This is a genomic window from Marinobacter shengliensis, assembly GCF_003007715.1.
Classification (GTDB): Bacteria; Pseudomonadota; Gammaproteobacteria; order Pseudomonadales; family Oleiphilaceae; genus Marinobacter; species Marinobacter shengliensis.
On the sequence record NZ_PXNO01000027.1, the window covers coordinates 104,131 to 130,340 of the forward strand.

The 26,210-nt window shown below is 56.6% G+C and carries 19 protein-coding genes; all 19 read left to right on the forward strand.

Going from position 1 to position 26,210, the window contains the following annotated elements; translation table 11 throughout:
• The first annotated feature begins 59 nt into the window (after window positions 1–59).
• Window positions 60–2,123 (forward strand): NADPH-dependent 2,4-dienoyl-CoA reductase, encoded by a 2,064-nt coding sequence (locus C7H10_RS13685; RefSeq protein WP_106695338.1) that lies wholly within the window; start codon window positions 60–62, stop codon window positions 2,121–2,123.
• Window positions 2,124–2,262: 139 nt separating this feature from the next.
• Window positions 2,263–3,492 carry a DNA repair protein gene (locus tag C7H10_RS13690; RefSeq protein WP_106695339.1) on the forward strand — a complete coding sequence of 410 codons (1,230 nt, stop codon included), beginning with the start codon at window positions 2,263–2,265 and terminating at the stop codon, window positions 3,490–3,492.
• Between the two features lie 112 nt (window positions 3,493–3,604).
• Window positions 3,605–4,489, forward strand: coding sequence for an NAD(+) kinase (locus tag C7H10_RS13695; protein WP_106695993.1), 885 nt, complete (start codon window positions 3,605–3,607; stop codon window positions 4,487–4,489).
• Window positions 4,490–4,491: 2 nt separating this feature from the next.
• Entirely contained in the window at window positions 4,492–5,505 is a 1,014-nt protein-coding gene (locus C7H10_RS13700) for a metallophosphoesterase (protein WP_106695340.1), read from the forward strand.
• 2 nt (window positions 5,506–5,507) lie between these two features.
• Window positions 5,508–6,197 (forward strand): rhomboid family intramembrane serine protease, encoded by a 690-nt coding sequence (locus C7H10_RS13705; RefSeq protein ID WP_208622848.1) that lies wholly within the window; start codon window positions 5,508–5,510, stop codon window positions 6,195–6,197.
• Between the two features lie 176 nt (window positions 6,198–6,373).
• Window positions 6,374–6,673, forward strand: a complete 300-nt coding sequence (locus C7H10_RS13710; RefSeq protein ID WP_106695342.1) for a YeaC family protein — start codon at window positions 6,374–6,376, stop codon at window positions 6,671–6,673.
• Window positions 6,670–7,506 (forward strand): DUF2797 domain-containing protein, encoded by an 837-nt coding sequence (locus tag C7H10_RS13715; protein ID WP_106695343.1) that lies wholly within the window; start codon window positions 6,670–6,672, stop codon window positions 7,504–7,506. Before C7H10_RS13710 ends, C7H10_RS13715 begins: the two co-directional genes overlap by 4 nt.
• Window positions 7,507–7,536: 30 nt before the next feature.
• On the forward strand, window positions 7,537–10,179 hold the full coding sequence (pepN, locus tag C7H10_RS13720) for an aminopeptidase N (protein WP_106695344.1): 2,643 nt from the start codon (window positions 7,537–7,539) through the stop codon (window positions 10,177–10,179).
• A gap of 177 nt (window positions 10,180–10,356) precedes the next feature.
• The gene (locus tag C7H10_RS13725; RefSeq protein ID WP_106695345.1) at window positions 10,357–11,745 is read left to right on the forward strand and encodes a DUF1329 domain-containing protein; all 1,389 of its coding nucleotides are present in this window, start codon (window positions 10,357–10,359) and stop codon (window positions 11,743–11,745) included.
• A 140-nt stretch (window positions 11,746–11,885) separates the two neighbouring features.
• Window positions 11,886–13,034: a WD40/YVTN/BNR-like repeat-containing protein gene (locus C7H10_RS13730; protein WP_244178286.1), complete on the forward strand. Its 1,149-nt coding sequence runs from the start codon at window positions 11,886–11,888 to the stop codon at window positions 13,032–13,034.
• Window positions 13,035–13,080: 46 nt separating this feature from the next.
• Complete coding sequence (locus tag C7H10_RS13735) at window positions 13,081–15,465, forward strand: efflux RND transporter permease subunit (RefSeq protein WP_061331698.1); 2,385 nt, start codon at window positions 13,081–13,083, stop codon at window positions 15,463–15,465.
• 185 nt (window positions 15,466–15,650) lie between these two features.
• A complete protein-coding gene (locus tag C7H10_RS13740; RefSeq protein ID WP_106695346.1) occupies window positions 15,651–16,634 on the forward strand; it encodes a TAXI family TRAP transporter solute-binding subunit in 984 nt (327 codons plus the stop codon).
• A gap of 81 nt (window positions 16,635–16,715) precedes the next feature.
• A complete protein-coding gene (locus tag C7H10_RS13745) occupies window positions 16,716–19,316 on the forward strand; it encodes a TRAP transporter permease (protein WP_106695347.1) in 2,601 nt (866 codons plus the stop codon).
• A 151-nt stretch (window positions 19,317–19,467) separates the two neighbouring features.
• Complete coding sequence (thrS, locus tag C7H10_RS13750; RefSeq protein ID WP_106695348.1) at window positions 19,468–21,393, forward strand: threonine--tRNA ligase; 1,926 nt, start codon at window positions 19,468–19,470, stop codon at window positions 21,391–21,393.
• Complete coding sequence (gene infC, locus C7H10_RS13755) at window positions 21,390–21,935, forward strand: translation initiation factor IF-3 (RefSeq protein ID WP_082780529.1); 546 nt, start codon at window positions 21,390–21,392, stop codon at window positions 21,933–21,935. The genes thrS and infC overlap by 4 nt, the downstream gene beginning before the upstream one ends.
• A 94-nt stretch (window positions 21,936–22,029) precedes the next feature.
• Window positions 22,030–22,221, forward strand: a complete 192-nt coding sequence (rpmI, locus tag C7H10_RS13760; protein ID WP_007151842.1) for a 50S ribosomal protein L35 — start codon at window positions 22,030–22,032, stop codon at window positions 22,219–22,221.
• A gap of 50 nt (window positions 22,222–22,271) precedes the next feature.
• Window positions 22,272–22,625 carry a 50S ribosomal protein L20 gene (rplT, locus tag C7H10_RS13765; protein WP_022989373.1) on the forward strand — a complete coding sequence of 118 codons (354 nt, stop codon included), beginning with the start codon at window positions 22,272–22,274 and terminating at the stop codon, window positions 22,623–22,625.
• A gap of 138 nt (window positions 22,626–22,763) precedes the next feature.
• Window positions 22,764–23,762, forward strand: coding sequence for a phenylalanine--tRNA ligase subunit alpha (gene pheS / locus C7H10_RS13770; RefSeq protein ID WP_061331702.1), 999 nt, complete (start codon window positions 22,764–22,766; stop codon window positions 23,760–23,762).
• A gap of 72 nt (window positions 23,763–23,834) precedes the next feature.
• Entirely contained in the window at window positions 23,835–26,207 is a 2,373-nt protein-coding gene (gene pheT, locus C7H10_RS13775; RefSeq protein WP_106695349.1) for a phenylalanine--tRNA ligase subunit beta, read from the forward strand.
• The last annotated feature ends 3 nt before the right edge of the window (window positions 26,208–26,210 follow it).

Genomic DNA, 26,210 nt, shown 5'->3' on the forward strand with positions numbered 1-26,210 from the left:
GAGGCCATAACAACGGGCGCGATGGTTGCCCGATCCCGCAATCGATGAGGAGATTACCAATGGCTGCATCACCGGGCGTGAGCAAGTACCCGCACCTGCTTGAACCACTGGACCTTGGCTTTACCACCCTGCGTAACCGCACACTGATGGGTTCCATGCATACCGGCCTGGAGGAGGTTAAAAACGGATTCGAGCGTCTGGCTGCGTTTTACGCCGAGCGTGCCCTTGGTGGCGTTGGCCTGATTGTAACCGGTGGCATTGGCCCGAATACCGAAGGTGCGGTGTTTCAGCACGCAGCCAAGATGAGTACGGAAGAGGAGTCCGACAAGCACAAGGTGATTACCCAGGCGGTGCATGAGGCCGACGGCAAAATCTGCATGCAGATCCTGCATGCGGGCCGTTACGCGTATTCCCCTGAGCTGGTTGCACCTTCAGCTATCCAGGCGCCGATCAACCCGTTCAAGCCCAAAGAACTGGACGAAGCCGGTATCCAGAAGCAGATCGACGACTACGTGAACTGTGCCGCCCTGGCCCAGCGCGCCGGATACGACGGCGTGGAGATCATGGGTTCCGAGGGTTATTTCATTAACCAGTTCATCGTCAAACACACCAACCACCGCACCGATCAGTGGGGTGGCAGTTACGAGAACCGCATTCGCCTGCCCATTGAAATTGTTCGCCGGGTTCGTGAGCGCGTGGGCGAGAACTTTATCATCATCTATCGCCTGTCCATGCTCGACCTGATCGAAGACGGCAGTACCTGGGAAGAAGTGGTGCATCTGGCCAAGGAAATCGAGAAGGCTGGCGCCACCATTATCAACACCGGTATCGGCTGGCATGAGGCCCGTGTGCCGACCATCGCTACCTCTGTGCCCCGTGGCGCCTTCACCAAGGTAACGGCCCGCCTCAAGGGTGAAGTCAGTATTCCGCTGGTAACCACCAACCGGATCAACATGCCGGACGTCGCCGAGAAGGTTCTGGCGGAAGGCGATGCAGACATGGTGTCCATGGCTCGCCCGTTCCTGGCAGACGCTGATCTGGTGCGCAAGGCCGTGGAAGATCGTGCCGAGGAGATCAATACCTGTATCGGCTGTAACCAGGCCTGTCTTGATCACACCTTCAGCGGCAAGCTGACGTCCTGCCTGGTCAATCCCCGTGCCTGCCACGAAACCGAACTGGCGTATGTGAAGACGGCTACGCCGAAGTCGGTTGCGGTGGTTGGTGCTGGCCCCGCAGGCCTGGCGTTTGCCTCGGTTGCCGCGGAGCGTGGGCACAAGGTTACGGTCTTCGACGCCGGCAGCGAGGTGGGCGGCCAATTCAATGTGGCCAAGCGCATTCCGGGCAAGGAAGAGTTTTACGAAACCCTGCGCTATTTCCGGGTGATGCTCGACAAGCACGGCGTTGACGTGCGCCTGAACACTCGCGTTACGGCAGAGGATCTTAAGGCCGGTGGCTTTGATGAGGTGGTCCTGGCCACTGGCGTGGAGCCACGCACACCGGAGATCGAAGGTATTGATCACCCGAAGGTGATTGGCTACCTGGATGCGCTGTTGGAGCGCAAGCCGGTTGGTCAGAAAGTTGCTGTCATCGGCGCAGGTGGTATCGGCTTTGATGTGTCTGAATTCATCGTCCACAAGGGTGAATCGCCTTCTTTGAACACCGAGCACTTCATGAAGGAGTGGGGCGTGGATCTGACGGTTGAACACCGTGGCGGTATTCAGGGTGTTCAGCCTCAGGTGCCTGAGCCTGCGCGGGAGGTTTACCTGCTGCAGCGTAAGGCCTCGAAAGTTGGCAAGAACCTGGGCAAGACCACCGGCTGGATTCATCGTACCTCTCTCAAGCACCGCAACGTGCAGATGGTGCCCGGCGTCAGCTATCGCAAGATTGATGACGAAGGCCTGCACATCACCATCACACCGAAAGGTGCCGAGCAGGGCGAGGATAAAGTGTTGCCGGTGGATACCATCATCGTGTGTGCTGGTCAGGAGCCGCTGCGTGAGTTGCAGGCAGGCCTGGAAGCAGCCGGTTTGCCGGTGCATCTGATTGGTGGTGCCGATGTGGCAGCAGAGCTGGATGCAAAGCGGGCCATTGATCAGGGTAGCCGCCTGGCAGCGGAGATCTGATCACAAAACGTTGCAGTTTTTCTCTGTGTTTCGGTTAAGGTCTGGCTAGACTATGGAGGTGAAGCGCGGGAGGGGGATGGAACTCTCTTCCCGCATCGGGCGTCCATAACAAGAGTTTTCCGAAGCATGGAGAAAGTGAATGGTTAATGCCGGGCAGGCAGCCGACGGGTATTCGGCGGTTTTCTTTATGGAGGGGAGTCAGGTGGCCCGGCAGATGCGGTTGTCTGAATTCGGCGCGTTTCTGGACGGCTATGTTGGCCTGTCTGATCTTGCCGAGACAGATGTTCGGGCGGTGCTGGTCAACCTTTCACCGGAGTTGACGGTTCGGTCGCTGGTTTTCTTCCGCATCTGGTTTGATGACGAGGGGCGGGCCGACAGCCACTGGAATGTGCCTATCGAGGCGTTGGCAGAGAAAGGCGCCAAGGGGCCAGATATGGGCGGTGGTGCTATCCGGCTGGTTTGCCGGAGTCAGTGCCCTGATCCGGCATTTGCCGAGGAACTCTGGGACCCGGACATGACGCCGGGTAGTAACCACTTCCAGTTGATCCGCAAAGCGGTTGAAGCCAATACGTTGCGTTTCCAGAAAGTGGAACCGGAAGAAGAGAATATTCCGGTTCTGACCACGGCGAGTGTGGAGCAGCCAGTAGAGGATAACCGTGACCGGGCCCGCGTTGCCCAGATCCTCCGTGAACAGCGGCTCAGAATCAAAACCCTCCAAAGTGTGCACCGGGACTCCCTGGCTGACCTCCAGCGCGAGCATCGCCTCGAAATGCAGGCTTTGCGCAGCGAAATGTCAGATCTGGAACAGCGATACGAGCGCACCCGGATCAGCAATGAACAACTCAAACAGCGCCTGGCTCAGCGCAACGAACAATATCTCTCCATGCAGGAAAAAATGGCGGAGGGCGACGCCCGCCAGCGTAAGGACGTTCATGCTGACGCCGAGACCGTTCTGCTACATGAACAGCTGGAGCGCAAGCAAAGGGAGCTGGAGCTTCGGGATGACAAAATTGTTGCCCTTGAGCAGGAAAACCACGAGCTTCGCCACCAGGTACCACCCGAGGATTCGCTGCTGGAACAGTTGCAGAGCCAGTCCGTATTCCTGGTTGCCTATCATCCCGGCGTGGGCCATATCACACTGCCTTACGACGATATCGATACCTATTTTGGCAACCCGGTGGCCTATGCCGCCGAGCGTTGCGGTATGAACGAGCCGGCCTACAAAGACTGGCTGGCACACTACGAACACCCGGTTTGCCGCCACGTGGATAGTGACGGAAATGCCTGCGGTGAGCCGATCATGCGGGTAACCCAGCCGGCGGAATTCCAGCCAGGGGTAGATGATCATTGCGAGCAGCACCGGTCCTGACGCGGATCTTTTTTCAGTATCTGCCTGAGATTCGTTAAACTGTGGCTCTGTTCGTTACAGAACAGGAGGGGCCATGCCTTTCCTGTCTCATTCAGACACCACGGGATACTTCATGGATCAGTTCAGGAATATCGGCATTGTCGGGCGCATGGGCAGCGTCAAGGTGGTTGAGTCTCTGCGGCAGCTCAAGCAGTACCTGACGGCCAACAACTACCACGTCATCATCGAGGAAGATACCTCCACCATGCTTCCGGGCCATGGCCTGCAGGTCGCCAGCAAAAAACTGCTGGGCGAAATCTGCGACCTGGTCATTGTCGTGGGCGGGGACGGTAGTTTGCTGGGGGCTGCCCGTGAACTGGCCAAATCCAAGATCCCGATTCTGGGGGTCAACCGCGGCCGCCTGGGCTTCCTGACGGATATTTCTCCATCTGACCTCGAAGAGCGCCTGGCCCGGGTGCTTGAGGGTGAATATATCGAGGAATCGCGGTTCCTGTTGGATGGCCATGTGGAACGCAATGGCCAGCCCCTGGGCTACGGTTCTGCCCTGAACGATGTGGTGCTGCACCCCGGTAAGTCTACCCGGATGATCGGTTTTGACCTCTACATTGATGGCCACTTTGTTTACAGCCAGCGTTCCGATGGCTTGATTGTTGCCACGCCCACCGGCTCAACCGCCTATTCCCTGTCAGCAGGTGGTCCCATCATGCACCCGAAACTGGATGCTGTGGTGCTGGTGCCCATGTTCCCGCATACCCTGAGCAGTCGTCCGATCGTGGTCGATGGCAAGAGTGAAATCAAACTGGTGATTGGTGAAACCAACGAAACCTACCCGCAAGTCAGCTTTGATGGCCAGATGAACATTGCCTGTGCGCCCGGGGATATCATCCGAATTACCAAAAAGCCGTTCAAGATCCGTCTGATCCACCCGACCGATCACAATTTCTATGCCACCTGCCGTGACAAGCTCGGTTGGGCAAGCGAAATAGCAGCGAGTTGATTATGGCGGGACAGACTTCAACCGCGAGCCGCGGTTACGACATTATTGGTGACATTCACGGTTGCGCCCACACCCTGGAGCGGTTGCTCCAGCAGATGGGGTATCGTAAACAGAACGGCATTTACCAGCATCCCCGGCGCCAGGCCATTTTTATTGGCGACATCATCGATCGGGGCCCAAGAATCCGTGAGGCCCTGCATCTGGTGCGGGATATGGTGGAGCACGGTGCCGCCCGCATCGTTATGGGCAACCATGAATACAATGCCCTCGGCTACTGCACCCGGGCGCGGCCGGGCAGTGGCAAGCAATTCCTGCGCGAACACAACCCTCGCCATGACCGCCTGATCAAGGAAACTCTTGAGCAGTTCGATGCGTATCCCCATGAGTGGAACGATTTTCTGGAGTGGTTTTACAGTATTCCGCTGTTCATCGAAGAGGAGCACTTCCGGGTGGTGCATGCCTGCTGGGATCAGGATCTGATAGACAAGTTCCGGCAGAATCAGGGCGGTGCCTGTATTGATGAAGACTTTCTTCATGCCTCGGCCGCCATCGAATCTTTCGCCGGCCAGGTGATGGACACCTTGTTGCGTGGCACTGACTTGCGCCTGCCGCCAGGGGTCAAGATTACCGGGCGGGATGGCTATGTTCGGGAATTCTTCCGCACCAAGTTCTGGGCCGACAACCCACAAACATACGCCGATGTGGTGTTCCAGCCAGACCCATTACCACCGGAAGTGGCGTCCATGAGATTGCGGGAGGATGAGCGTAAACAACTGATTACTTACCCGCTGGATGCGCCGCCGGTCTTCGTCGGGCATTACTGGATGGATGGTGAGCCGGCACCTTTGAAGTCGAATGTGGCCTGTATCGATTACAGCGCCGTAAAGTACGGCAAGCTGGTGGCCTATCGGCTGGATGATGAAAAGGCACTTTCCCGCGACAAGTTTGTCTGGGTAGAGGTGGATCGTCCCGAGCAGCCGGATTATCCCACCAGTGAAGACAGCGTGGCGCGCTAAGTATCAGCGAGGTTAGTTTGGACCAACATACATCATCTCCGATTACCCCCAGCGGGCGCTGGCAGCCGGCTCCCCGGCATGCACCGTTTGTTGTGAGCGTGATCGGCATCGCCGTTGCCATGGTGTGGCTGACATCCATGGGGCAGAACCCCCTGGCCGCGGCCATGATGATCGTCGATCCGAGGCACTATTCCTGGGACCTGTTCAGTTCCCTGGGCGGGAGGTTGGATGCGCTCTCTGCGACAGTGGCAAGCGGGCAGTTGTGGCGCCTGATTTCGCCGGATTTCCTGCATTTCAGCTGGACCCACATCATTTTCAACTCGGTCATGCTCTGGTTTCTGGGCAGCCAGATTGAATGGATTGATGGTCGCGCCCGCCTGGTGGCGCTGTTCCTGGTAACCAGTCTGTCCGCCAATCTGTTGCAGTATCTGGTGTCTGGCCCCCTGTTCGGAGGCTTGTCGGGTGTCGTTTATGGCATTCTGGGTTACTGTTGGCTGAGCCAGCAACGCCGGCCCAGATTCCAGTTTCCACCTGCGTTGGTCACCTTTGCCCTGGTGTGGATGGTGATCGGCTTTACGCCTATCCCGGAAATGATTGGCCTGGGCCGGATGGCTAACGAGGCTCACTTGGGAGGCTTTGTGGGTGGTCTGGCGTTGGCAGCGGTGATGCCCGCCCGGGGGCGGTTTCGGTGAAGGCATAAAAAAAACCCCACCAAAGGGTGGGGCATTAAAAGAGCTTATAGCTCCTGATGAGAGAGACCAAATGATACGACCGTCGTCATTTGGTGAGATAATGATAATTGTTATCATTTCCATCTGTCAAACGGATTTGCCGATTTTTTTATGAATGATTTTTCAGGAGGTGGGTAATGACCTACGACGAACTCATTGAACGGCTGGATCCGACTGTATACCGGAACCTCAAGCAATCTATCGAGCTTGGTAAATGGCCTGATGGAAGGGCAATGACCCGAGAGCAGCGGGAAATCAGCCTGGAAGCGGTTATCTATTACGAGAACAAACACAATGTGCCCGAAGAGCAGCGGGTGGGCTATCTGGACCGGGGCGAGAAAGCCGGTACCGCCTGTGATCCGTCCGTGCAGTTTCGTAAAAATCGCCAGAACGGCAACGATGTGGATCCAGACCAGTTCGTCGAGGTCAAGGTTTGAGCGAGTCAATTGATGTAACCGGCCGCTTGCGTAAGATGCCGGCGCAAGCCGGCGATCCGGTGGCCTACACCCTGGCCGTGGGTGACACCCGCATTCCCCTGAACGACCTGATTGGCCAGAAGGTGCGACTGGACTTTGACGGTGTGATTCGCTGCATCCACTGCGACCGCACCACCAAGAAGAGTTTCAACCAGGGCTACTGTTATCCCTGTTTCCGCAAACTCGCTGCCTGTGACAGTTGCATCATGAGTCCTGAGAAGTGCCATTACCATCTGGGTACTTGCCGGGAGCCCGAGTGGGGCGAGGCGAATTGCATGGTGGAGCACGTGGTCTACCTGGCCAATTCCAGTGGCTTGAAGGTGGGTATTACCCGGGGCTCGCAAGTGCCGACTCGCTGGATCGACCAGGGCGCGGTAACAGCCATTCCCATGCTGCGGGCAGCCAGCCGTTACCTGTCCGGTCTGGTGGAAGTGGCGTGCAAGAGCCATGTGGCGGATCGGACCAACTGGCGTGCGATGCTCAAGGGCGATGTGCCAGAGCTGGACCTGGTTCAGGAGCGCCGGAAAATGCTGGAGCTTATTGAAGACGAGTTGGCGCAATTACGGGCGCAACATGGTGAGGACAGTATCCGGGTTGTGGACGAGGCCTCACTTGGGCTCGGTTATCCGGTTCAGGTGTGGCCGTCGAAAGTGAAAACCCATAATCTGGATAAAACCCCGGAAGTCGAAGGGCTGCTGGAGGGGATCAAGGGCCAGTACCTGATGCTCAATACCGGTGTGATCAATATTCGAAAATTTACCGGCTACGAAGTCCGGTTCCGGGTTCTTGACTGAGCGCGGAAGTTTACCGTCTGGAGAGAGTGAATGCGTACCAATCAGCCACAAACCATCTACCTGAGCGAGTACCAGGCGCCGGCGTATCTGGTGGACCATGTAAGCCTGAGGTTTGAACTGTTCGAGGACGGCGCGCGGGTGCACAGTACCTTATCCATACGCCGCAATCCCGCCGCTGCGCAGAGCAGCGCCCCGCTGGAGCTGGATGGCGACGGCCTGACTCTGGAATCTCTGGCCTTGAACGGTCAGCCCCTGGCCAGCGATGAATACCAAAATGAGGGCGACAAGCTGGTGGTCCAAGCGGTGCCGGAGGTCTTCGAGCTGACCGTAGTCACCTGGATTGAGCCGCAGAACAACACTCGCCTGGAAGGGTTGTACAAATCATCGGGCATGTTCTGCACCCAGTGCGAGGCCGAAGGCTTCCGCTGTATCACCTATTACCCGGATCGGCCGGACGTGATGGCGCGCTTCCAGACCCGCGTTGAAGCCGATAAATCCGCCTACCCGGTATTGCTGTCCAATGGTAATCCTGTTGAGCAAGGTGATCTTGAGAACGGCCGTCACTTTGTCACCTGGGAAGACCCATTCCCGAAACCAGCCTACCTGTTTGCGTTGGTGGCGGGAGATCTCGTTGAGAAACGAGACACCTTTACAACCTGTTCCGGTCGCAACATAGATCTGCGTATCTACGTGGAGGCGCGCAACGCACGCAAGTGCGATTACGCCATGGATGCGCTCAAGCGTTCGATGCGCTGGGATGAGGAGGTTTACGGCCGTGAGTACGATCTTGATATCTTCATGATCGTAGCGGTGGATGATTTCAATATGGGGGCCATGGAAAACAAGGGCCTGAACATTTTCAATTCATCCTGCGTGCTTGCTAGCCAGGACACGGCCACGGATGCCGCTTTCCAGCGCATCGAAGCCATTGTTGCCCATGAGTATTTCCATAACTGGTCCGGCAACCGGGTTACCTGCCGTGACTGGTTCCAGCTAAGCCTGAAAGAAGGCTTTACGGTGTTCCGGGATTCCCAGTTCTCGGCGGATATGGGGTCGCCCACCGTCAAACGGATTGAAGACGCAACCTTGCTGCGCACTGCGCAGTTTGCCGAAGATGCCGGCCCCATGGCGCATCCGGTTCGGCCGGCGTCGTACATGGAAATCTCCAACTTCTACACCCTGACCATCTATGAAAAGGGCGCAGAAGTGGTGCGGATGATTCACAACCTGCTCGGCGCCGAGCTGTTCAGGAAGGGCAGTGACCTCTACTTTGACCGCCACGACGGCCAGGCCGTCACTACCGATGACTTTGTTCGGGCAATGGAAGATGCCTCCGGGCGCAACCTGAGCCAGTTCCGTTTGTGGTACGAGCAGGCGGGCACGCCGGTGTTGGCGGTAGCGGATCATTACGATGAGGCACAAGGTGTGTATCGACTGGATATCCGGCAGTCGATTCCGGATACGCCCGGGCAGTCCGGGAAAAAGCCGCAGCATATTCCGTTTGCGATCGGCCTGCTTGATTCCGAAGGGCAGCCGTTGCCCCTGAATATGGGCGCGGAGGACAGCAACGGTCCCGTTGAGCGGGTGCTTGAACTGACTGAGACGCAACACAGCTTTGAGTTCCATGGACTCAAGGAGCGGCCGGTGCCGTCGTTGCTGAGGGATTTTTCCGCCCCGGTGAGGGTTCATTACCCCTGGACCCGCGAACAGCTGTTGTTCCTGATGAGTCATGATCCGGATGGCTTTAACCGGTGGGATGCTGGCCAGAAACTGGCGGTCGATGTTATCCAGTCATTGGTTGACGCGCCTCAGGGCACGGAAATTGAACCACGGCTGGTGGAAGCCTATCGCCTGTTGTTGAACGATACCGAGTTGGACCAGGCGCTTGTGGCCAAGATGCTGCTGTTGCCTTCGGAAGCCTATCTGATCGAGCTTTCCGAGCAGGCCGACGTGCCGGCCATTCATGACGCCCGGGAGCGGGTTCTGACGCATCTGGCCCAGGCGCTCCGCGATGACCTGCTGGCCTGTTATCAGCGCAACGCTGGTCAGGGCGATTATCAGCTGACGCCGGGTGCCATCGCCCGTCGCAGCCTTCGTAATACAGCGTTGGCGTGGCTGCTGCACATTGATGATGAGCAGGGGCGGGCGCTGGCCGTTGAGCAGTTTGAGCAGGCGGATAACATGACGGACCGGCTCGGCGCCTTGCGTGCCCTGGTGAATTCCGGTTTTGAATCGGATCGGATCAGGGCCCTGGCAGAATTCTTCGGGCGTTTCCAGGATGACCCGCAGGTGGTTGAACTCTGGTTCTCGGTGCAGGCGTCCAGCGACCGGGCAGGGCAGTTGCCGCAGATCCAGGCGTTGTTGGAGCATCCGGCCTTCGACTGGAAGAACCCCAACAAGGTGCGTTCTGTGGTCGGGGTGTTTGCTGGCCAGAACCTGGCAGCTTTCCATAAACCGGATGGCAGTGGTTACCGGTTCCTGGCGGACCAGGTGTGTCGACTGGACGACAGCAACCCGCAGATTGCTGCCCGGTTGGTGTCTCCGCTTACCCGGTGGAAGAAGTTTTCACCGCAATACAGCAGTCAGATGAAGACCGCCCTTGAGCGGATTCGTGACAAAAACGAGCTTTCACGAGACGTGTACGAGGTGGTTCACAAGAGCCTGGCGGACTGACCCAGGCTCGTACCCTGGCTGTGATTGTAAAGCCGTCGTCACAGCCAGATACAAAATCGCACTTTCGGTCGATAGACAATGTTGCTCAATCGGCTAATCTGATGGAAAGTCTGCGATTACGTCAGACCATAACAATAAAGCCCTGTAGAGGCTCCCAGACGGATTTAAGGTTGCACAATGAGATACAACAAGAACGCATTTTTGGGCGGGCTGCTTGCGCTTTCGTTTGCAGCTGCACCGGTTCACGCCGGTGTGTCTGCCGCTGAGGCAAACCGCCTCGGTCAGGACCTGACGCCCTTCGGGTCCATCAAGGCTGGCAATGACGCTGGTACCATTCCTGCCTGGACTGGCGGGCTGACAGAGCCCCCGGCTGGTTACGAAGGCAGTGGGCAGCACCACATCAACCCGTTCCCGGACGATCAGGTGTTGTTCACGATTAACGCCTCCAACATGGAGCAGTACGACGAGTACCTGACCGATGGCGTCAGGGCCATGCTCCGTACCTACCCAACCACATTCCGTATTCCGGTGTACCAGTCGCGCCGCACCCATGCCGTGCCCGACTGGGTTGCCGAGAATACCCGCAAGAACGCAGTCAACGCGGAAATTGTCGGACAGGCCGAGGGCTTGAGCGGAGCGTTTGGCGGTTACCCGTTCCCGATCCTGCACGGTACCGATGAAGAAAAAGCCTGGCAGGTGGTCTGGAACCATCTGACCCGGTGGCGCGGTATTTCCGTTACCCGTCGTTCCAGTGAAGTGGCGGTTCAGACCAACGGTGATTATGGTCTGGTGACCTCGCAGCAGGAAGCTTTCTTTAACTTCTACAACCCGGAAGGCGGCGAAGCCGATCTCGATAACATCATTTTCTACTACCTCTCGTTCACCCAGTCTCCGCCCCGCCTTGCCGGCGGTGCCATTCTGATCCACGAGACACTCAACCAGATTATCAACCCTCGCAACGGTTGGGGTTACAATGCTGGCCAGCGGCGGGTTCGTCGTGCCCCTAACCTCGGGTACGATTCCCCGATCGCGGCGGCCGATAACCTGCGCACCGCGGATGACACCGATATCTTTAACGGTGCCATGGATCGCTACAACTGGAACTACGAGGGTATGAGGGAAGTATACATCCCTTATAACAACTACCGGATTGGCGAAAAAGGCACACCGTATTCCGAGATTCTGGGTATTTCCCATCTGAATCCTGATCTGACCCGCTGGGAGCTGCACCGCGTGCACGTGGTCGAAGCCACCCTCAAGCAGGGCGAGCGGCACATTTACGGTAAGCGTCGTTTCTATGTGGATGCGGACAGCTGGAATACCGTGCTGCTGGACCAGTACGACGGTCGTGGAGAGCTGTGGCGCGTGACCATGGGTATCCCCAAGAACTATTATGAGCTGCCCGGCGTGTGGACAGTGCTGGACGTGTACCACGACCTTCAGGCTCGCCGTTACCACGTGCTGGGTCTGGATACGGAAGAATCCGGTACTCGGGTGTTTACCGACGATGTACCGAATAAACGTTATTTCTCACCGGCCTCGCTGCGTCGGCGGAGTGTGCGCTAAGGACTCGGCGCACAGTCTGATCCCGGAGTGGCAGTAGTAGTGCCAGATATACCGGCGGCCTTATGGCTGCCGGTTTGTTTGTGCTTCTGCGAGGCTCAGGGATAACGCAACAAGATACAATCAACGTAAAGGCAATTTGAATGGCTAATAGGTTCATATGCGAGACACTGGGGTCTGCCTGTCTGGGGTTCTCCATGGTACTGGCAGCCCCCGCGGCATTTGCGGTGCCAGATATTCTTGAAACTCCTTCCCGCCCGACACTGCTGGCGCCGGAATCGTTGCTGAATGACGCAACGCGTGCCGGTGAGCGGATTGTTGCCGTTGGAGAGCGTGGGCACGTGATCTTCTCGGATGATGAGGGGCACACCTGGGTGCAGGGGGCTGTGCCGGTTTCCCTGACACTCAACGCCGTGGACTTCGGCACCGAACAGCACGGCTGGGCGGTTGGTCATAGCGGCGTGGTGTTGCATTCGTCGGACGGTGGAGAGAACTGGACCTTGCAGCTGGACGGTAATCAGGCTTCAACCCTGGCTATTGAAAGCAAGCAGTCTCAAATTGCCGAACTGGAAGAACAGATCGAACAGGCTGAAGACGATGAGAAAACGGATCTGGAGTGGGCGCTTGACGACCTGTTCTTTACTCTTGAGAACATGCAGGCAGACCAGGATGTCGGGCCGGTAAACCCGTTTCTGGATGTCTGGTTTGAAGATGACAGCCACGGGTTTGTGGTAGGTGCTTACGGCATGATCCTGAGAACCCAGGACGGCGGCGAAAACTGGGAAGACTGGGCGCCGAACCTGGATAATCCTCAGAACTTTCACCTCAACAGCATCACTCAGGTTACCGGTGGTGCCCTGGTAGCGGTTGGTGAAGCCGGGCAGATCCACGTGTCGGTGGACGGTGGCGATACCTGGGAACGCCGTGAAAGCCCCTATGAGGGATCTTTGTTTGGGGTTATGGGTACTGGCCAGGTTAACGAAGTGTTGACGTTTGGTCTGCGGGGCAACACCTTCCGCTCGACCGACCTTGGCCGCAGCTGGACGGTGGTTCCCAACGAGGGCGGTGCAACCATCAATAACGGTGCAGTTGCGGACGACGGCAGGATTACCCTGGTGGGCAATGGCGGCGCCGTGCTTATGAGTACCAATGGCGGCGAAAGCTTCCGCGTGTACTTCCGTAATGATCGGGAAGGTGTGATGGCCGTTGTTCCCCTGCAAGGAACCGATCTTCTTCTGGTTGGCGAGGGCGGTGTCAAATTCACCGACGCTCGTGGCCGGAATCCGAATTAACGCCCTGGTGTGGCATCAACAGATTAATGGATAGAGGGGCTTTTTAATGTCTAACCCGATGCACGACAGGGGTGAACATTACCTGACAACGCCAAAGGCGGAGCCGTTTCTCGAGCGGCTGATTTTCAATAACCGGGCACCGATCCTGGTTGCGTTTTTCATTCTGACGCTGTTCCTTGGCTATAACGCCGTCAAGATCCAGCCAGATGCGAGTTTCGAGCGGATGATTCCGCTTGAGCATCCTTACATCGTCAATATGCTCGAACACCGGGACGATCTGGAGAACCTGGGTAACTTTGTCCGGATTGCGGTGGCCGTGGAGGAAGGCGATATTTTTACCGCCGAGTACATGGAAACCCTGCAGCAGATTACTGACGAGGTCTTTTACCTGAATGGGGTAGACCGTTCCGGCCTAAAGTCGCTGTGGACTTCCAACGTACGCTGGGTAGAGGTAACAGAGCAGGGCTTCCAGGGTGGTACGGTCATTCCTGATGGCTACGACGGTTCCCGTGAAAGCCTGGAGCAATTACGTCAGAATATCCTGCGTTCCAACGAAGTAGGGCGCCTGATTTCCGATAACTTCCGTTCCACCATCGTTTACGCGCCGCTGTACGAGAAGAACCCGGAAACCGGCGAAGCGCTGGATTATGGTGAGTTCTCACGCCAGCTCGAAGAAAAGATTCGCGATAAGTACGGAGCAGAAAATCCTAACGTCAATATCCACATTGTCGGTTTCGCCAAGAAAGTGGGTGATCTGATTGAGGGTATTGCCTCCATTGCCTGGTTTGCGGGGATCACCATCCTGCTGACCACGCTGCTGTTGTTCTGGTACTCCCGCTGCATTGCGGGCACCCTGGTGCCGGTGTTCACGTCGATCATTGCTGTGTTCTGGCAGCTCGGTACTCTCAAGCTGCTGGGCTACGGGCTGGACCCATACTCGGTGCTGGTTCCTTTCCTGGTCTTTGCGATCGGTATCAGTCACGGCGTTCAGATTGTCAACGCCATGGCGGTTGAAGCAGGCAAAGGGTTCGATGCCATTACCTCAGCCAGGCTCGCGTTCCGGGCCCTGTATATTCCGGGCATGCTGGCCCTGATTTCCGATGCCTTCGGCTTCCTGACCCTGGTGTTTATCGAAATCGATGTAATCCGGGATCTGGCTATTGCGGCGGGCCTGGGTGTGGCGTTCGTGATCATCACCAACCTGGTGCTGCACGTACTGATCATGTCTTACATCGGTATCTCCAAGGGCGGTGTCCGGCATGTGCAGAATCACGGGGAAAAACAGGATCGCAAATGGCGGGTCATGTCGTACTTCTCCCATCCCGGAGTGGCGCCAATTTCCCTGCTGATTGCGGTGATTGGTCTTGGTCTGGGTCTTTACTACAAGCAGGACCTGAAGGTTGGTGATCTGGACGAGGGAGCGCCGGAGCTGCGCCCGGATTCCCGCTACAACAAGGATAACTCCTTCATCATCAACAACTATTCCACCAGTGCCGACGTTCTGGTGGTGATGGTGAAAACCCAGGAAGAACAGTGCACCCAGTACAACGTATTGCGTGCGATGGATCGCCTTCAGTGGGAGCTTCAGAACACTCCGGGCGTGCAGAGCTCTGCTTCCCTGGCGGATGTTTCCAAGATGGTGACCAAGGCTCTGAACGAGGGTAGCTGGAAGTGGTATGAGATCTCCCGTAACCAGACCATCATCAACGCCTCCATTCGTGAGGCCCCGGCAGGTCTGATCAACACCACCTGTGATCTGACGCCGGTGCTGGTGTTCCTGGAAGACCACAAGGCGGAAACCCTGCAGACTGTGGTTGACCGTGTTGAGGAGTTTGCCGATAACTTCAACAACGACGAGCACACTTTCCTGCTCGCCGCAGGTAACGCCGGTATTGAGGCCGCTACCAACGAAGTTATTGCCAATGCCAAAGACATCATGTTGCTGCTGGTCTACAGCGTGGTGAGCTTGCTGTGTTTCCTGACGTTCCGGTCGATCCGCGCGGTGGCGTGTATCGTGATTCCGCTGGGCCTGACCTCCATCCTGTGTGAGGCAATCATGGCGGTCTCGGGTATCGGTATCAAGGTGGCGACCCTGCCGGTGATCGCATTGGGGGTAGGTATCGGTGTCGACTACGGTATCTATATCTACAGCAAGCTTGAGAAGTTCCTGCTGGAGGGCAAGACGCTCCAGGATGCCTATTACGAGACTCTGCGCTCAACCGGTAAGGCGGTTATCTTTACCGGTGTGACTCTGGGTCTTGGTGTGGTGACCTGGATCTTCTCGCCGATCAAGTTCCAGGCGGATATGGGCTTCCTGCTGTTCTTCATGTTCCTCTGGAACATGGTGGGCGCTATTTGGCTGCTGCCTGCGTTGGCGCGGTTCCTGTTGCGCCCAGACAAAATGCTTGCCAAGGCAAGAGCGGCGAAATAACCGCCAGAACTGCAAAAAAGCCCGCACTCGCGGGCTTTTTTGTTGCTGGGTCAGACGGTTAGCGAGCTAATGCATTCTTTATTTATGGCCCGAAGTGGTCTATGTTCTTAAACGACCGGGATGTTTGCCCGCACTTTGAGACGGGCAACTGACAATAAAGACCAAGAAGAGAAGGAAGAGCACACATGACACTAAAACTCAAAGCGTCCGCGTTTGCCGTTGCTGCCGCCGTGAGCCTCGGGGCCGCATCGACAGCCGTTTCCGCCCAGGAACAGCGCTTCGTGACCATCGGCACAGGCGGCGTGACCGGTGTGTACTATCCCGCTGGTGGCGCCATCTGCCGGCTGGTGAACATGGATCGGAAAGCACACGGTATTCGCTGCTCTGTCGAGAGCACCGGTGGTTCCGTGTACAACCTGAACGCCATTCGCGGGGGTGAGCTTGATCTGGCGGTGGCCCAGTCCGACTGGCAGTTCCACGCATACAACGGCACCAGCCAGTTTGAAGACGCCGGCAAGAACGAGAAGTTGCGGGCTGTTTTCTCACTGCATCCGGAGCCGTTCACCGTGGTAGCGAGCAAGGGCTCTGGCATCAAGAGCTTTGAAGACCTGGAGGGCAAGCGGGTATCCGTGGGCAACCCGGGTTCCGGCCAACGCGCAACCGCTGAAGTTCTGATGGACGAAATGGGCTGGGGTATGGACAAGTTCGCCCTGGCGGCGGAAATCAAGGCGGCGGAGCAGTCCCAGGCTCTGTGTGATGGCAACATTGATGCTTTCTTCTACACCGTTGGCCACCCCTCCGGTGCCATCAAGGAAGCCACCACCTCCTGCGACAGTGTCCTGGTAAACGTGGATAACGCGGCCAGCAAGAAACTGATTGACGACAACCCGTACTACCGGAAGGCGGTTATTCCGGGTGGAATGTACCGTGGGTCTGACCAGGACGTAACCACTTTCGGTGTGGCAGCAACCTTTGTGTCATCAACCGATGTGGCAGACGATGTGGTTTATGAAGTGGTTAAAGCGGTCTTTGAGAACTTTGACAGCTTCAAGCGCCTGCATCCTGCGTTCGGTAACCTGAAGAAGGAAGAGATGGTCTCTGACGCCCTGAGTGCGCCTCTGCATCCGGGTGCAGCCAAGTACTATCGTGAGGCTGGCCTGATCGACTGATCCGGCACGTCGCCGGCAGGGTGGGCGTCCGGCCCGCCCTGCTGATTCCAACCAGGTTATCTCCCATCACAGGTACATTCTATGGCGAAGAACGACCCCGGTACCGGGGCGGGTGTTGACGCCGCCAAGGTCGATCAGCTGTTGCAGACAGAAACCGGAGGCAGGGCTCTCACCGGACCGGCATCTGTCATCCTGTTTATCGTGCCCCTTTGTTGGTCTTTGTTTCAGCTCTGGATTGCATCACCGCTGCCGTTCATTCTGAACTTCGGCATTTTCAATTCCACGGAAGCCCGCTCCATTCATCTGGCATTTGCGGTTTTCCTGGCGTTTTCAGCATTCCCCATGATCAAGGGAGTACACGCCGATAAAGTACCGGTCTACGACTGGATACTGGCACTTGCGGCTGCTTTCTCCGCATCTTACCTTTTCGTATTCTATAACGAACTTTCTACCCGTCCGGGTGCGCCGATTACCATGGATCTATGGGTCGCGCTCGGAGGTCTGGTGTTATTGCTTGAAGCCACTCGACGGGCCCTTGGCCTGCCGCTGACCATCGTCGCGGCGGTGTTCATCACCTATTCGATTGCCGGCCCTTACATGCCGGATGTCATTGCCCATAAGGGGGTCAGCCTCAACAAGCTGGCGTCTCATCAATGGCTGGGTACCGAAGGTGTTTTCGGGGTGGCGTTGGGTGTATCCACCAGCTTTGTGTTTCTATTCGTACTTTTTGGTGCGTTGCTTGAACGTGCCGGAGCCGGCAACTACTTCATCAAGGTGGCCTACGCCATGCTTGGCCATATGCGTGGTGGCCCTGCGAAGGCTGCGGTGGTGTCCAGTGGTTTGAGTGGTGTTATTTCCGGCTCATCGATTGCCAATGTGGTCACCACGGGTACGTTCACGATTCCGCTGATGAAGCGTGTTGGCTTTCCGGCTACCAAGGCGGGTGCTGTCGAGGTTGCTGCGTCCACCAATGGGCAGCTCACACCGCCTATCATGGGCGCTGCCGCGTTTTTGATGGTCGAATACGTGGGCATTTCTTACCTGGAAGTGATCAAGCACGCCATTCTACCGGCTCTGATTTCCTACGTGGCATTGATTTACATTGTTCACCTTGAAGCTTGCAAGCTGAAGATGGAAGGCATGGAGCGGCCGAACCGTCCCTCCCTGGCACAGCGAATGCTGAATTGGGTGGTGATTCTGATCGGCCTGATTGTGCTCACCTTTGCGGTTTACTATGGTGTGGGCTGGACCAAGGATGTTCTTGGCGAGGCGGCGCCCTGGGTGCTTGGGCCGCTGCTTGTTGCGGTCTATGTGGGTCTGGTTGGCTATGCCACCCGGTTTCCCGAGCTGGAAGTCGATGATCCCGAAAAGGCGATGGGCGCATTGCCTGAGGTGGGCCCTACCGTCAAAACCGGCCTTTATTATCTCCTGCCTGTGGTGGTGCTTGTCTGGTGCCTCACCGTAGAGCGCTTTTCGCCGCAGTTGTCTGCATTCTGGGCGACCCTGTTCATGATCTTTATCGTGATAACACAGCGCCCGCTGAAAACACTTTTCCGCAGCCGCGGCCAGGTGCTCCGTGAGTTTGTCAGTGGCTTTGTTGATCTGGCGCACTCTTTGGCTACCGGCGCTCGCAACATGGTGGGCATTGGTGTTGCCACGGCCACCGCTGGCATCGTGGTTGGCACAGTAACCCTCACCGGTATCGGGTTGGTGATGACAGAGTTTGTAGAGTTCCTCTCCGGGGGGAATCTGCTGTTAATGCTCATCTTCACCGCAGTGATCAGCCTGATACTGGGGATGGGCTTGCCCACCACGGCTAATTACATCGTGGTATCGACACTGATGGCGCCGGTCATCGTTACCCTCGGCGCCCAGAATGGCTTGCTCGTGCCGCTTATTGCGGTTCACCTGTTTGTGTTCTATTTCGGGATACTGGCGGATGATACGCCGCCCGTGGGTCTGGCCGCCTACGCGGCGGCGGCTATCTCGGGCGCAGACCCCATCCGAACGGGTATTCAGGGTTTTACCTACGATATCCGTACCGCCATCCTGCCGTTCATGTTTATCTTCAACACCCAGTTGTTGCTGATTGGCCTGACCGGGTGGGTCGACCTGCTGATTACCGTGGCCAGCGCGGTAACGGCCATGCTCGTGTTCTCTGCCGCGACACAGGGTTTCTGGTTTACCCGCAGCTACAAGTGGGAAAGCCTGCTGTTGCTGTTGATTACCTTCACCTTGTTCCGGCCCGGGTTCTGGTGGGACATGATCTATCCGCCTTATGAAGAGCGGCAGGGCAGTGCGATTATGGAGTACGTCGAGACGGTGCCGGTTGATGACACAACGGTTTTCCGGGTATCGGGCATGGGGCTGGATGGCAGTGACGTGACCACTTATGTTCAGCTCGATATTCCGGCTGGTGGGTCAGCGGAGGAACGGCTGTCAGCTGTCGGTTTGGACGTGTCCGATCAGGGTGACGTGCTGGCGGTGAATTTTGTCGATTTTGGCAGCGCTGCGGAAGATGCCGGTATTGAGTTTGGTTGGAATATCGAAGCAGTTCAGGCAAAGCTCGACCGGCCACCGAGGGAATTGATGTTTATTCCCGCGCTGTTGATGCTTGGATTGGTGGCGTTTGGCCAGCTCAAGCGCAAAGCCAGGGAGGACGCATCACCTCAAGCGGCGTAAAGCTCATGGCACTTAGTGAAAACCCGGCGTTGCTGCCGGGTTTTTTTCTGTTAGACTCGCCCTCAAACCGGCCCGTGGTTTGTATCACGGAGCCCGGACACCATGTGATCTTTGGTATAGATCACCGCTGAGAAACCATCAGGAGAGAATCATGCCCGTCGTTACCCTGCCGGATGGCAGTCATCGCAGTTTTGCCGAACCCGTTACCGTTCATGATGTGGCCGCCGATATTGGTGCAGGCCTTGCCAAGGCCGCCCTGGCTGGAAAAGTGAATGGCAAACTCGTGGATACCAGCTACCTGATCGAAAACGATGTGGATCTGGCCATCGTAACCGAGCGCGATGAAGACGGCGTAGACGTGATTCGCCACTCCACGGCACACCTTATGGCCATGGCGGTACAAGATCTGTTCCCCGGCGCCCAGGTAACCATCGGGCCGGTGATCGAAAACGGTTTCTACTACGACTTCAAATACGAGCGCCCGTTTACCAACGAAGACCTGGCGCGCATCGAAAAGCGTATGGAAGAACTCGCCAAACAGGACCTGCCGGTCTCCCGTTCCATCATGTCCCGGGAGGAAGCGGTCAAACTGTTTGAAAAAATGGGTGAGGAATACAAGGTTCGGATCATCGAGGATATCCCCGGTGAGGAAGATCTATCGTTCTATAGTCAAGGTGACTTTATTGACCTGTGCCGTGGTCCTCACGTGCCCAGCACCGGCAAGCTGAAAGCGTTCAAGCTCACCAAGGTTGCGGGTGCCTACTGGCGCGGTGATACCAGCAATGAACAATTGCAGCGTATCTACGGCACGGCCTGGGGTAACAAGAAAGACCTGAAAGCCTATCTGCATCGCCTGGAAGAGGCCGAAAAGCGGGATCACCGAAAGATTGGCAAGAAGCTGGGCCTGTTCCACATGCAGGAGGAAGCTCCGGGCATGGTGTTCTGGCATCCGGATGGCTGGTCCCTGTACCAGGAAGTTGAGCAGTACATGCGGGCCAAGCAGCACCAGCATGGCTACAAGGAAATCAAAACACCGCAGGTGGTGTCCCGCACGCTCTGGGAGAAGTCCGGGCACTGGGACAAGTTCAAGGATGGCATGTTCACCACCGAGTCCGAGAAGCACGATTACGCCATCAAGCCCATGAACTGCCCGTGCCACGTACAGGTGTTCAATCAGGGTCTGAAAAGCTATAAGGACCTGCCGCTGCGCCTGGCAGAATTCGGCTCGTGCCACCGAAATGAAGCCTCCGGGGCTCTTCATGGCCTGATGCGGGTGCGTGGATTCACTCAGGATGATGCCCATATCTTCTGTGAAGAAGACGCCATCCAGGAAGAAGTGTCGGCGTTCATGAAAATGCTGCACGAAGTATACGAGGACTTCGGTTTTACCGAGATTCTGTACAAATTGTCCACTCGCCCGGAGAAGCGCGTAGGTTCGGACGAGGTCTGGGACAAGGCGGAGGCTGCTCTTGAAGAAGCCCTGAACCGCGAGGGTGTTGATTGGGAATTGTTGCCGGGCGAGGGTGCCTTCTACGGTCCCAAAATTGAGTATTCCCTGAAAGACTGTCTCGGCCGGGTTTGGCAGTGTGGTACCGTTCAGGTGGATTTCTCAATGCCAGGCCGCCTGGGTGCCCAATATGTGGCCGATAATTCCGAGCGGAAAACTCCCGTTATGCTGCATCGGGCGGTTCTCGGGTCTTTTGAGCGGTTTATCGGTATACTGATCGAAGAATACGAAGGCGCATTCCCCACGTGGCTTGCTCCGACACAGGTTGCGGTGCTGAATATTACCGATAACCAGCGTGATTATTGTCAGAATCTGGCCAAAAAGTGGGATTCTTTGGGTTATCGGGTTAATGCTGACTTGAGAAACGAGAAGATCGGCTTTAAAATCCGCGAGCATACTCTTAACAAGGTTCCCTACCTGATCGTTGTTGGCGATAAAGAAATCGAGAACAACGCCGTTGCAGTAAGAACTCGCAAAGGCGAAGATCTGGGCACCATGTCTGTCGACGAGTTTGAACAGCTGCTTGCAGCTGACGTCGACCGAAAAGGCAGAAACAAAACGGAGATCTGATTATTAAACAGCGAACGAATCGGGGTGGGCGTACTCCAAAAGCGCCTATCAATGAGAACATTGACGCAACTGAAGTCCGTCTGATTGATGCCGAAGGCAATCAGGTCGGGATAGTACCCATCGAGGACGCGATCCGCATGGCGGAAGAAGCCACCCTTGATCTGGTGCAGGTTACGGATTCCGATCCGATCGTCTGTAAGATAATGGACTACGGCAAGAAAATTTTTGAAGAGAAAAAGGCCAAGGCGGCTGCCAAGAAAAAGCAGAAGCAGACGCAGGTCAAAGAGCTGAAGTTCCGACCAGGAACGGAAGAAGGGGATTATCAGGTCAAACTACGCAACCTGGTACGTTTCCTTGAGAACGGGGATCGCGGCAAGATCACGATTCGGTTCCGCGGCCGTGAGATGGCACACCAGGAAATTGGTATGAAACTCATGGCTCGGATTGAAACCGACATCGAAGAACTTGCAACGGTTGAGATGCGGCCGAAAATGGAAGGCCGGCAGATGACCATGATCGTGGCTCCCCGCAAGAAGAAGTGAACCTGATCCCAGCACGGGTCCCCCGCAGCGGCGGGGGATTTGTCGTTCAGGGGCACAGTTGTTTTTATTCATAATAGAATGCGGAGTTTTAAAAATGCCGAAGATGAAAACCAAAAGCGGAGCTACCAAGCGGTTCAAGAAGACCGCCACCGGCTTCAAGCACAAGCAGTCCTTCACCAGTCACATCCTGACCAAGAAGAGCCCGAAGCGTAAGCGTCAGCTGCGCGGCACCAAGCTCATCGCCAAGTCGGATGTTGCATCTATCAAGCGCATGACCGCGTGCTGATCCAGCCGCGCGAAACGTTCCTTAGAAAGTAAAGGTAGAAGGATTAAAGTATGGCTCGTGTAAAGCGTGGCGTGGTAGCACGTCGTCGTCACAAGAAGATTCTCAAGCAGGCCAAGGGTTACTACGGCGCTCGTAGTCGTGTATTCCGCGTTGCCAAGCAGGCGGTTATCAAGGCTGGTCAGTACGCCTACCGTGACCGTCGCAACCGTAAGCGCGCTTTCCGCGCTCTGTGGATTGCCCGTATCAACGCTGGCGCCCGTGCAAACGGCCTGTCGTACAGCCGTCTGATCGCTGGCCTGAAGAAGGCGAATGTTGAAATCGATCGTAAGGTTCTGGCTGATCTGGCCATGAACGAGCAGCAGGCGTTTGCCGCTGTGGTTGAGAAGGCCAAAGCATCCCTGTGATCGCTTAAGCTCTTTCATCGATTACTGATCGATCCGGGTGCTTCATGTCATCGTGAATGCGCCCTCTGATAGGGGAAGGGCACGCTCTTCCCCTATTTTTGTTTTAACCTACCCCATTTCTGGTTTGGAGCAGGGTCAATGGAAAACCTGGAGCAACTGGTTCAGGACGGGTTGAACGCGGTAGAAAACGCGAGCGACCTTCAGGCACTTGATCAAATTCGCGTGGAATACCTCGGCAAGAAGGGGGTGATCACCCAGCAGGCGAAAACCCTGGGTAAACTCTCTGCGGAGGAGCGTCCTGCCGCCGGCCAGAAGATCAATGAAGCCAAGGGGCAGGTTGAGCAAGCTATCAATGCGCGCCGGGCAGATCTTGAGACAGCCGCCATAGAGGCGAAGCTGGCCAGCGAATCCATTGATGTGACCTTGCCCGGCCGTGGCCAGGACCTGGGGGGCTTGCACCCGGTCACCCGCACCCTGCAGCGTATTGAAGAGATCTTTGCCCGCGCCGGTTACAGCGTGGAGCAGGGGCCGGAAATCGAAGATGACTACCATAACTTCGAAGCGCTGAACATTCCCGGGCATCACCCGGCCCGTGCCATGCACGATACCTTCTATTTCAATCCCGGCACTCTGCTGCGGACCCATACCTCTCCGGTTCAGATCCGTACCATGGAAGCCGGCAAGCCGCCATTCCGGATGATCTGCCCGGGCCGCGTGTACCGCTGCGATTCGGATATGACTCACACCCCCATGTTCCACCAGGTGGAGGGGTTGCTGGTTGAGAAGAACGTCAGCTTTGCGGATCTGAAAAGCACGGTGGAAGAATTCCTGCGGGTGTTCTTCGAGCGTGATCTGAAAGTACGTTTTCGTCCGTCGTATTTCCCGTTCACCGAGCCCTCCGCGGAGGTGGATATCGAGTGGGGCCGGGAAGCAGACGGCAGCATCAAGTGGCTGGAAGTGATGGGCTGCGGCATGGTGCACCCGAAAGTGTTCGAGCATTGCGGTATTGATGCCGAAGAATATCGTGGCTTTGCCTTTGGTCTGGGCGTTGAACGCCTGGCCATGCTCCGCTACGGCGTGAAAGATCTGCGCATGTTCTTCGAAAACGACCTGCGTTTCCTGCGTCAGTTCCGTTAAGCCCAGGGGCAGGACGACGTACGCAGAGCTCAGAATCAACCGCATAAACCGCATCAGGACAAGGCAAGAACGATGAAATTCAGTGAACAGTGGCTGCGCGAGTGGGTTAACCCGAACCTTGGATCCCAGGAATTGATGGACCAGATCACCATGGCCGGGCTGGAAGTGGATGGCTTTGAGCCGGTGGCCGGGGAGTTCAGCGGTGTTGTAGTTGGCGAGGTGATTTCCGCCGAACCCCACCCGGATGCTGACAAGCTGCGTGTGTGTCAGGTGAGTGACGGTACTAATACCGTTCAGGTGGTTTGTGGCGCTCCCAATGTGCGCGCCGGCCTGAAGGTGCCGTTTGCGGTGGTTGGTGCGGTGTTACCCGGTAACTTCAAGATCAAGAAAGCCAAGCTGCGTGGCCAGCCTTCCGAAGGCATGCTCTGCTCCGAATCCGAACTGGCACTGTCTGAAAATCACGATGGCCTCATGGAATTGCCTGCGGATGCGCCGGTTGGTCAGGGCGTAGCGGATTACCTGAAGCTCAACGACATCGCCATTGATGTTGACCTCACTCCGAACCGCAGTGATTGCTTGTCCATCAAGGGGTTGGCCCGGGAAGTGGGTGTTCTGAACAGCCTGCTGGTAGAGGCACCAGAGATTGTCCCGGTGGAAGCGGTGCATTCGGAAGTGCCGGATATCCGCGTAGAGGCGCCGGAAGGTTGCCCCCGTTACCTGGGCCGCGTTCTGCGTAACGTCAACCTGCAGGCGGAAACACCCCTGTGGATGCAGGAAAAGCTGCGCCGTTCCGGTATCCGGTCCATTGATGCTGCAGTGGATGTCACCAATTACGTGATGCTGGAGCTTGGCCAGCCCATGCACGCCTTTGATCGTGATGAGATCAGTGGTGGTATCATTGTGCGTATGGCCAAGGCAGGCGAAAAACTGGTGCTGCTGGATGGTCAGGAAGTTGAGCTGACTCCGGAAACCCTCCTGATAGCGGACCACCAGAAGCCGATTGCCATCGCCGGCGTTATGGGTGGGGAACACTCCGGGGTCAGCCAGAAAACCCGGGACCTGGTGTTGGAGTCGGCTTATTTTGACCCCATTACCCTGGCCGGAAAGGCGCGGGAGTATGGTTTGCATACCGATGCCTCCCACCGTTTTGAGCGTGGTGTTGACTACCAACTGGCTCGTGATGCCATGGAACGGGCAACCCGCCTTCTGATGGAGATCGTTGGTGGCGAGCCCGGCGAAATTGTAGAAGTGGCCAGCCAGGAGCATCTGCCCAGGGCCCGGGTCATCGATCTTCGGGAAAAGCGCCTGGCTGACGTGCTCGGCCTGGCGATTGACCGCACCACGGTGGAAGAAATCCTGTCCCGTCTTGGTCTGCATATCGACAAGTTACTGAAAGACGGCTGGCGCATCAGCGTGCCCAGCTTCCGCCCGGACATTTCCATCGAAGAAGACCTGATCGAGGAAGTCGGTCGTATCTTCGGTTACAACAACCTGCCGGTGACCGAGCCAACGGGTTCGCTTGGCTTGCGGGCGAGAGAAGAGGCGGTGCGGCCGTTGTCGGCCATTCGCAACTTCTTCGTGGCGCAGGGCTACCAGGAGGCAGTTACCTACAGCTTTGTTGATCCGAAGGTACAACAGCTGATCGATCCAGAGCGGGAAGGCATTGCTCTGGCCAATCCGATTTCTGCGGATTTGTCAGTGATGCGTACTACCCTGTGGAGTGGCCTGTTGAAGACGGTGGTGCACAACCAGAACCGCCAGCAGCCCCGCATCCGTCTGTTTGAAACCGGTCTCAGGTTTGAGAAAAATGACGGCGAGATCGACCAGCAGCCGATGCTGGCCGGTGTAGTGGTAGGCAATCAGGCACCGGAAAACTGGGTAAACGGTCGCAGAACTGCAGACTTCTTTGATGTAAAAGGAGAGTTGGAGAGCCTGTTCCGCGTACTGGGTATCGAGATCCAGTTTATTGCCAGCCAGCATCCGGCGCTGCACCCGGGCCAGACCGCTGAATTGTTGCGTGACGGTGAACATGTGGGCTGGTTGGGCACGTTGCACCCACAAGTTCAGAAAAATCTTGAACTTAATGGCACGATCCTGATGTTTGAGCTATTCTTGAACTCGATCGTTACCGGATATGTGCCTAATTTCAAAGATATTTCAAAATTTCCGGAAGTTCGGCGGGATTTGGCTATTATTATCGGGAGCGATGTGGCGTTCGCCCAGGTTGAGCATGTGGCCAGGAGGCATGCTGGTGAACACCTTACGGCGTTGCGTGTGTTTGATGTCTATGAAGGCGAAAGCCTGGGTGAAGGCAACCGAAGCCTGGCACTCAGCTTGTTCTGGCAGCATCCCGAACGCACGCTCAATGAAGATGAAGTGCATTCGCTCTTCAACGGCGTTATTGATGCCTTGAAAGAAGAGCTGGGGGCAACACTGAGGAGTTGAGAA

What these genes read in the sequence shown, in the direction of transcription:
- C7H10_RS13685 (WP_106695338.1), top strand. Translation starts at nt 60, where the DNA reads ATGGCTGCATCACCGGGCGTGAGCAAGTACCCGCACCTGCTTGAACCA.
- C7H10_RS13690 (WP_106695339.1), top strand. Translation starts at nt 2,263, where the DNA reads ATGGTTAATGCCGGGCAGGCAGCCGACGGGTATTCGGCGGTTTTCTTT.
- C7H10_RS13695 (WP_106695993.1), top strand. Translation starts at nt 3,605, where the DNA reads ATGGATCAGTTCAGGAATATCGGCATTGTCGGGCGCATGGGCAGCGTC.
- C7H10_RS13700 (WP_106695340.1), top strand. Translation starts at nt 4,492, where the DNA reads ATGGCGGGACAGACTTCAACCGCGAGCCGCGGTTACGACATTATTGGT.
- C7H10_RS13710 (WP_106695342.1), top strand. Translation starts at nt 6,374, where the DNA reads ATGACCTACGACGAACTCATTGAACGGCTGGATCCGACTGTATACCGG.
- pepN (WP_106695344.1), top strand. Translation starts at nt 7,537, where the DNA reads ATGCGTACCAATCAGCCACAAACCATCTACCTGAGCGAGTACCAGGCG.
- C7H10_RS13725 (WP_106695345.1), top strand. Translation starts at nt 10,357, where the DNA reads ATGAGATACAACAAGAACGCATTTTTGGGCGGGCTGCTTGCGCTTTCG.
- C7H10_RS13730 (WP_244178286.1), top strand. Translation starts at nt 11,886, where the DNA reads ATGGCTAATAGGTTCATATGCGAGACACTGGGGTCTGCCTGTCTGGGG.
- C7H10_RS13735 (WP_061331698.1), top strand. Translation starts at nt 13,081, where the DNA reads ATGTCTAACCCGATGCACGACAGGGGTGAACATTACCTGACAACGCCA.
- C7H10_RS13740 (WP_106695346.1), top strand. Translation starts at nt 15,651, where the DNA reads ATGACACTAAAACTCAAAGCGTCCGCGTTTGCCGTTGCTGCCGCCGTG.
- C7H10_RS13745 (WP_106695347.1), top strand. Translation starts at nt 16,716, where the DNA reads ATGGCGAAGAACGACCCCGGTACCGGGGCGGGTGTTGACGCCGCCAAG.
- thrS (WP_106695348.1), top strand. Translation starts at nt 19,468, where the DNA reads ATGCCCGTCGTTACCCTGCCGGATGGCAGTCATCGCAGTTTTGCCGAA.
- rpmI (WP_007151842.1), top strand. Translation starts at nt 22,030, where the DNA reads ATGCCGAAGATGAAAACCAAAAGCGGAGCTACCAAGCGGTTCAAGAAG.
- rplT (WP_022989373.1), top strand. Translation starts at nt 22,272, where the DNA reads ATGGCTCGTGTAAAGCGTGGCGTGGTAGCACGTCGTCGTCACAAGAAG.
- pheS (WP_061331702.1), top strand. Translation starts at nt 22,764, where the DNA reads ATGGAAAACCTGGAGCAACTGGTTCAGGACGGGTTGAACGCGGTAGAA.
- pheT (WP_106695349.1), top strand. Translation starts at nt 23,835, where the DNA reads ATGAAATTCAGTGAACAGTGGCTGCGCGAGTGGGTTAACCCGAACCTT.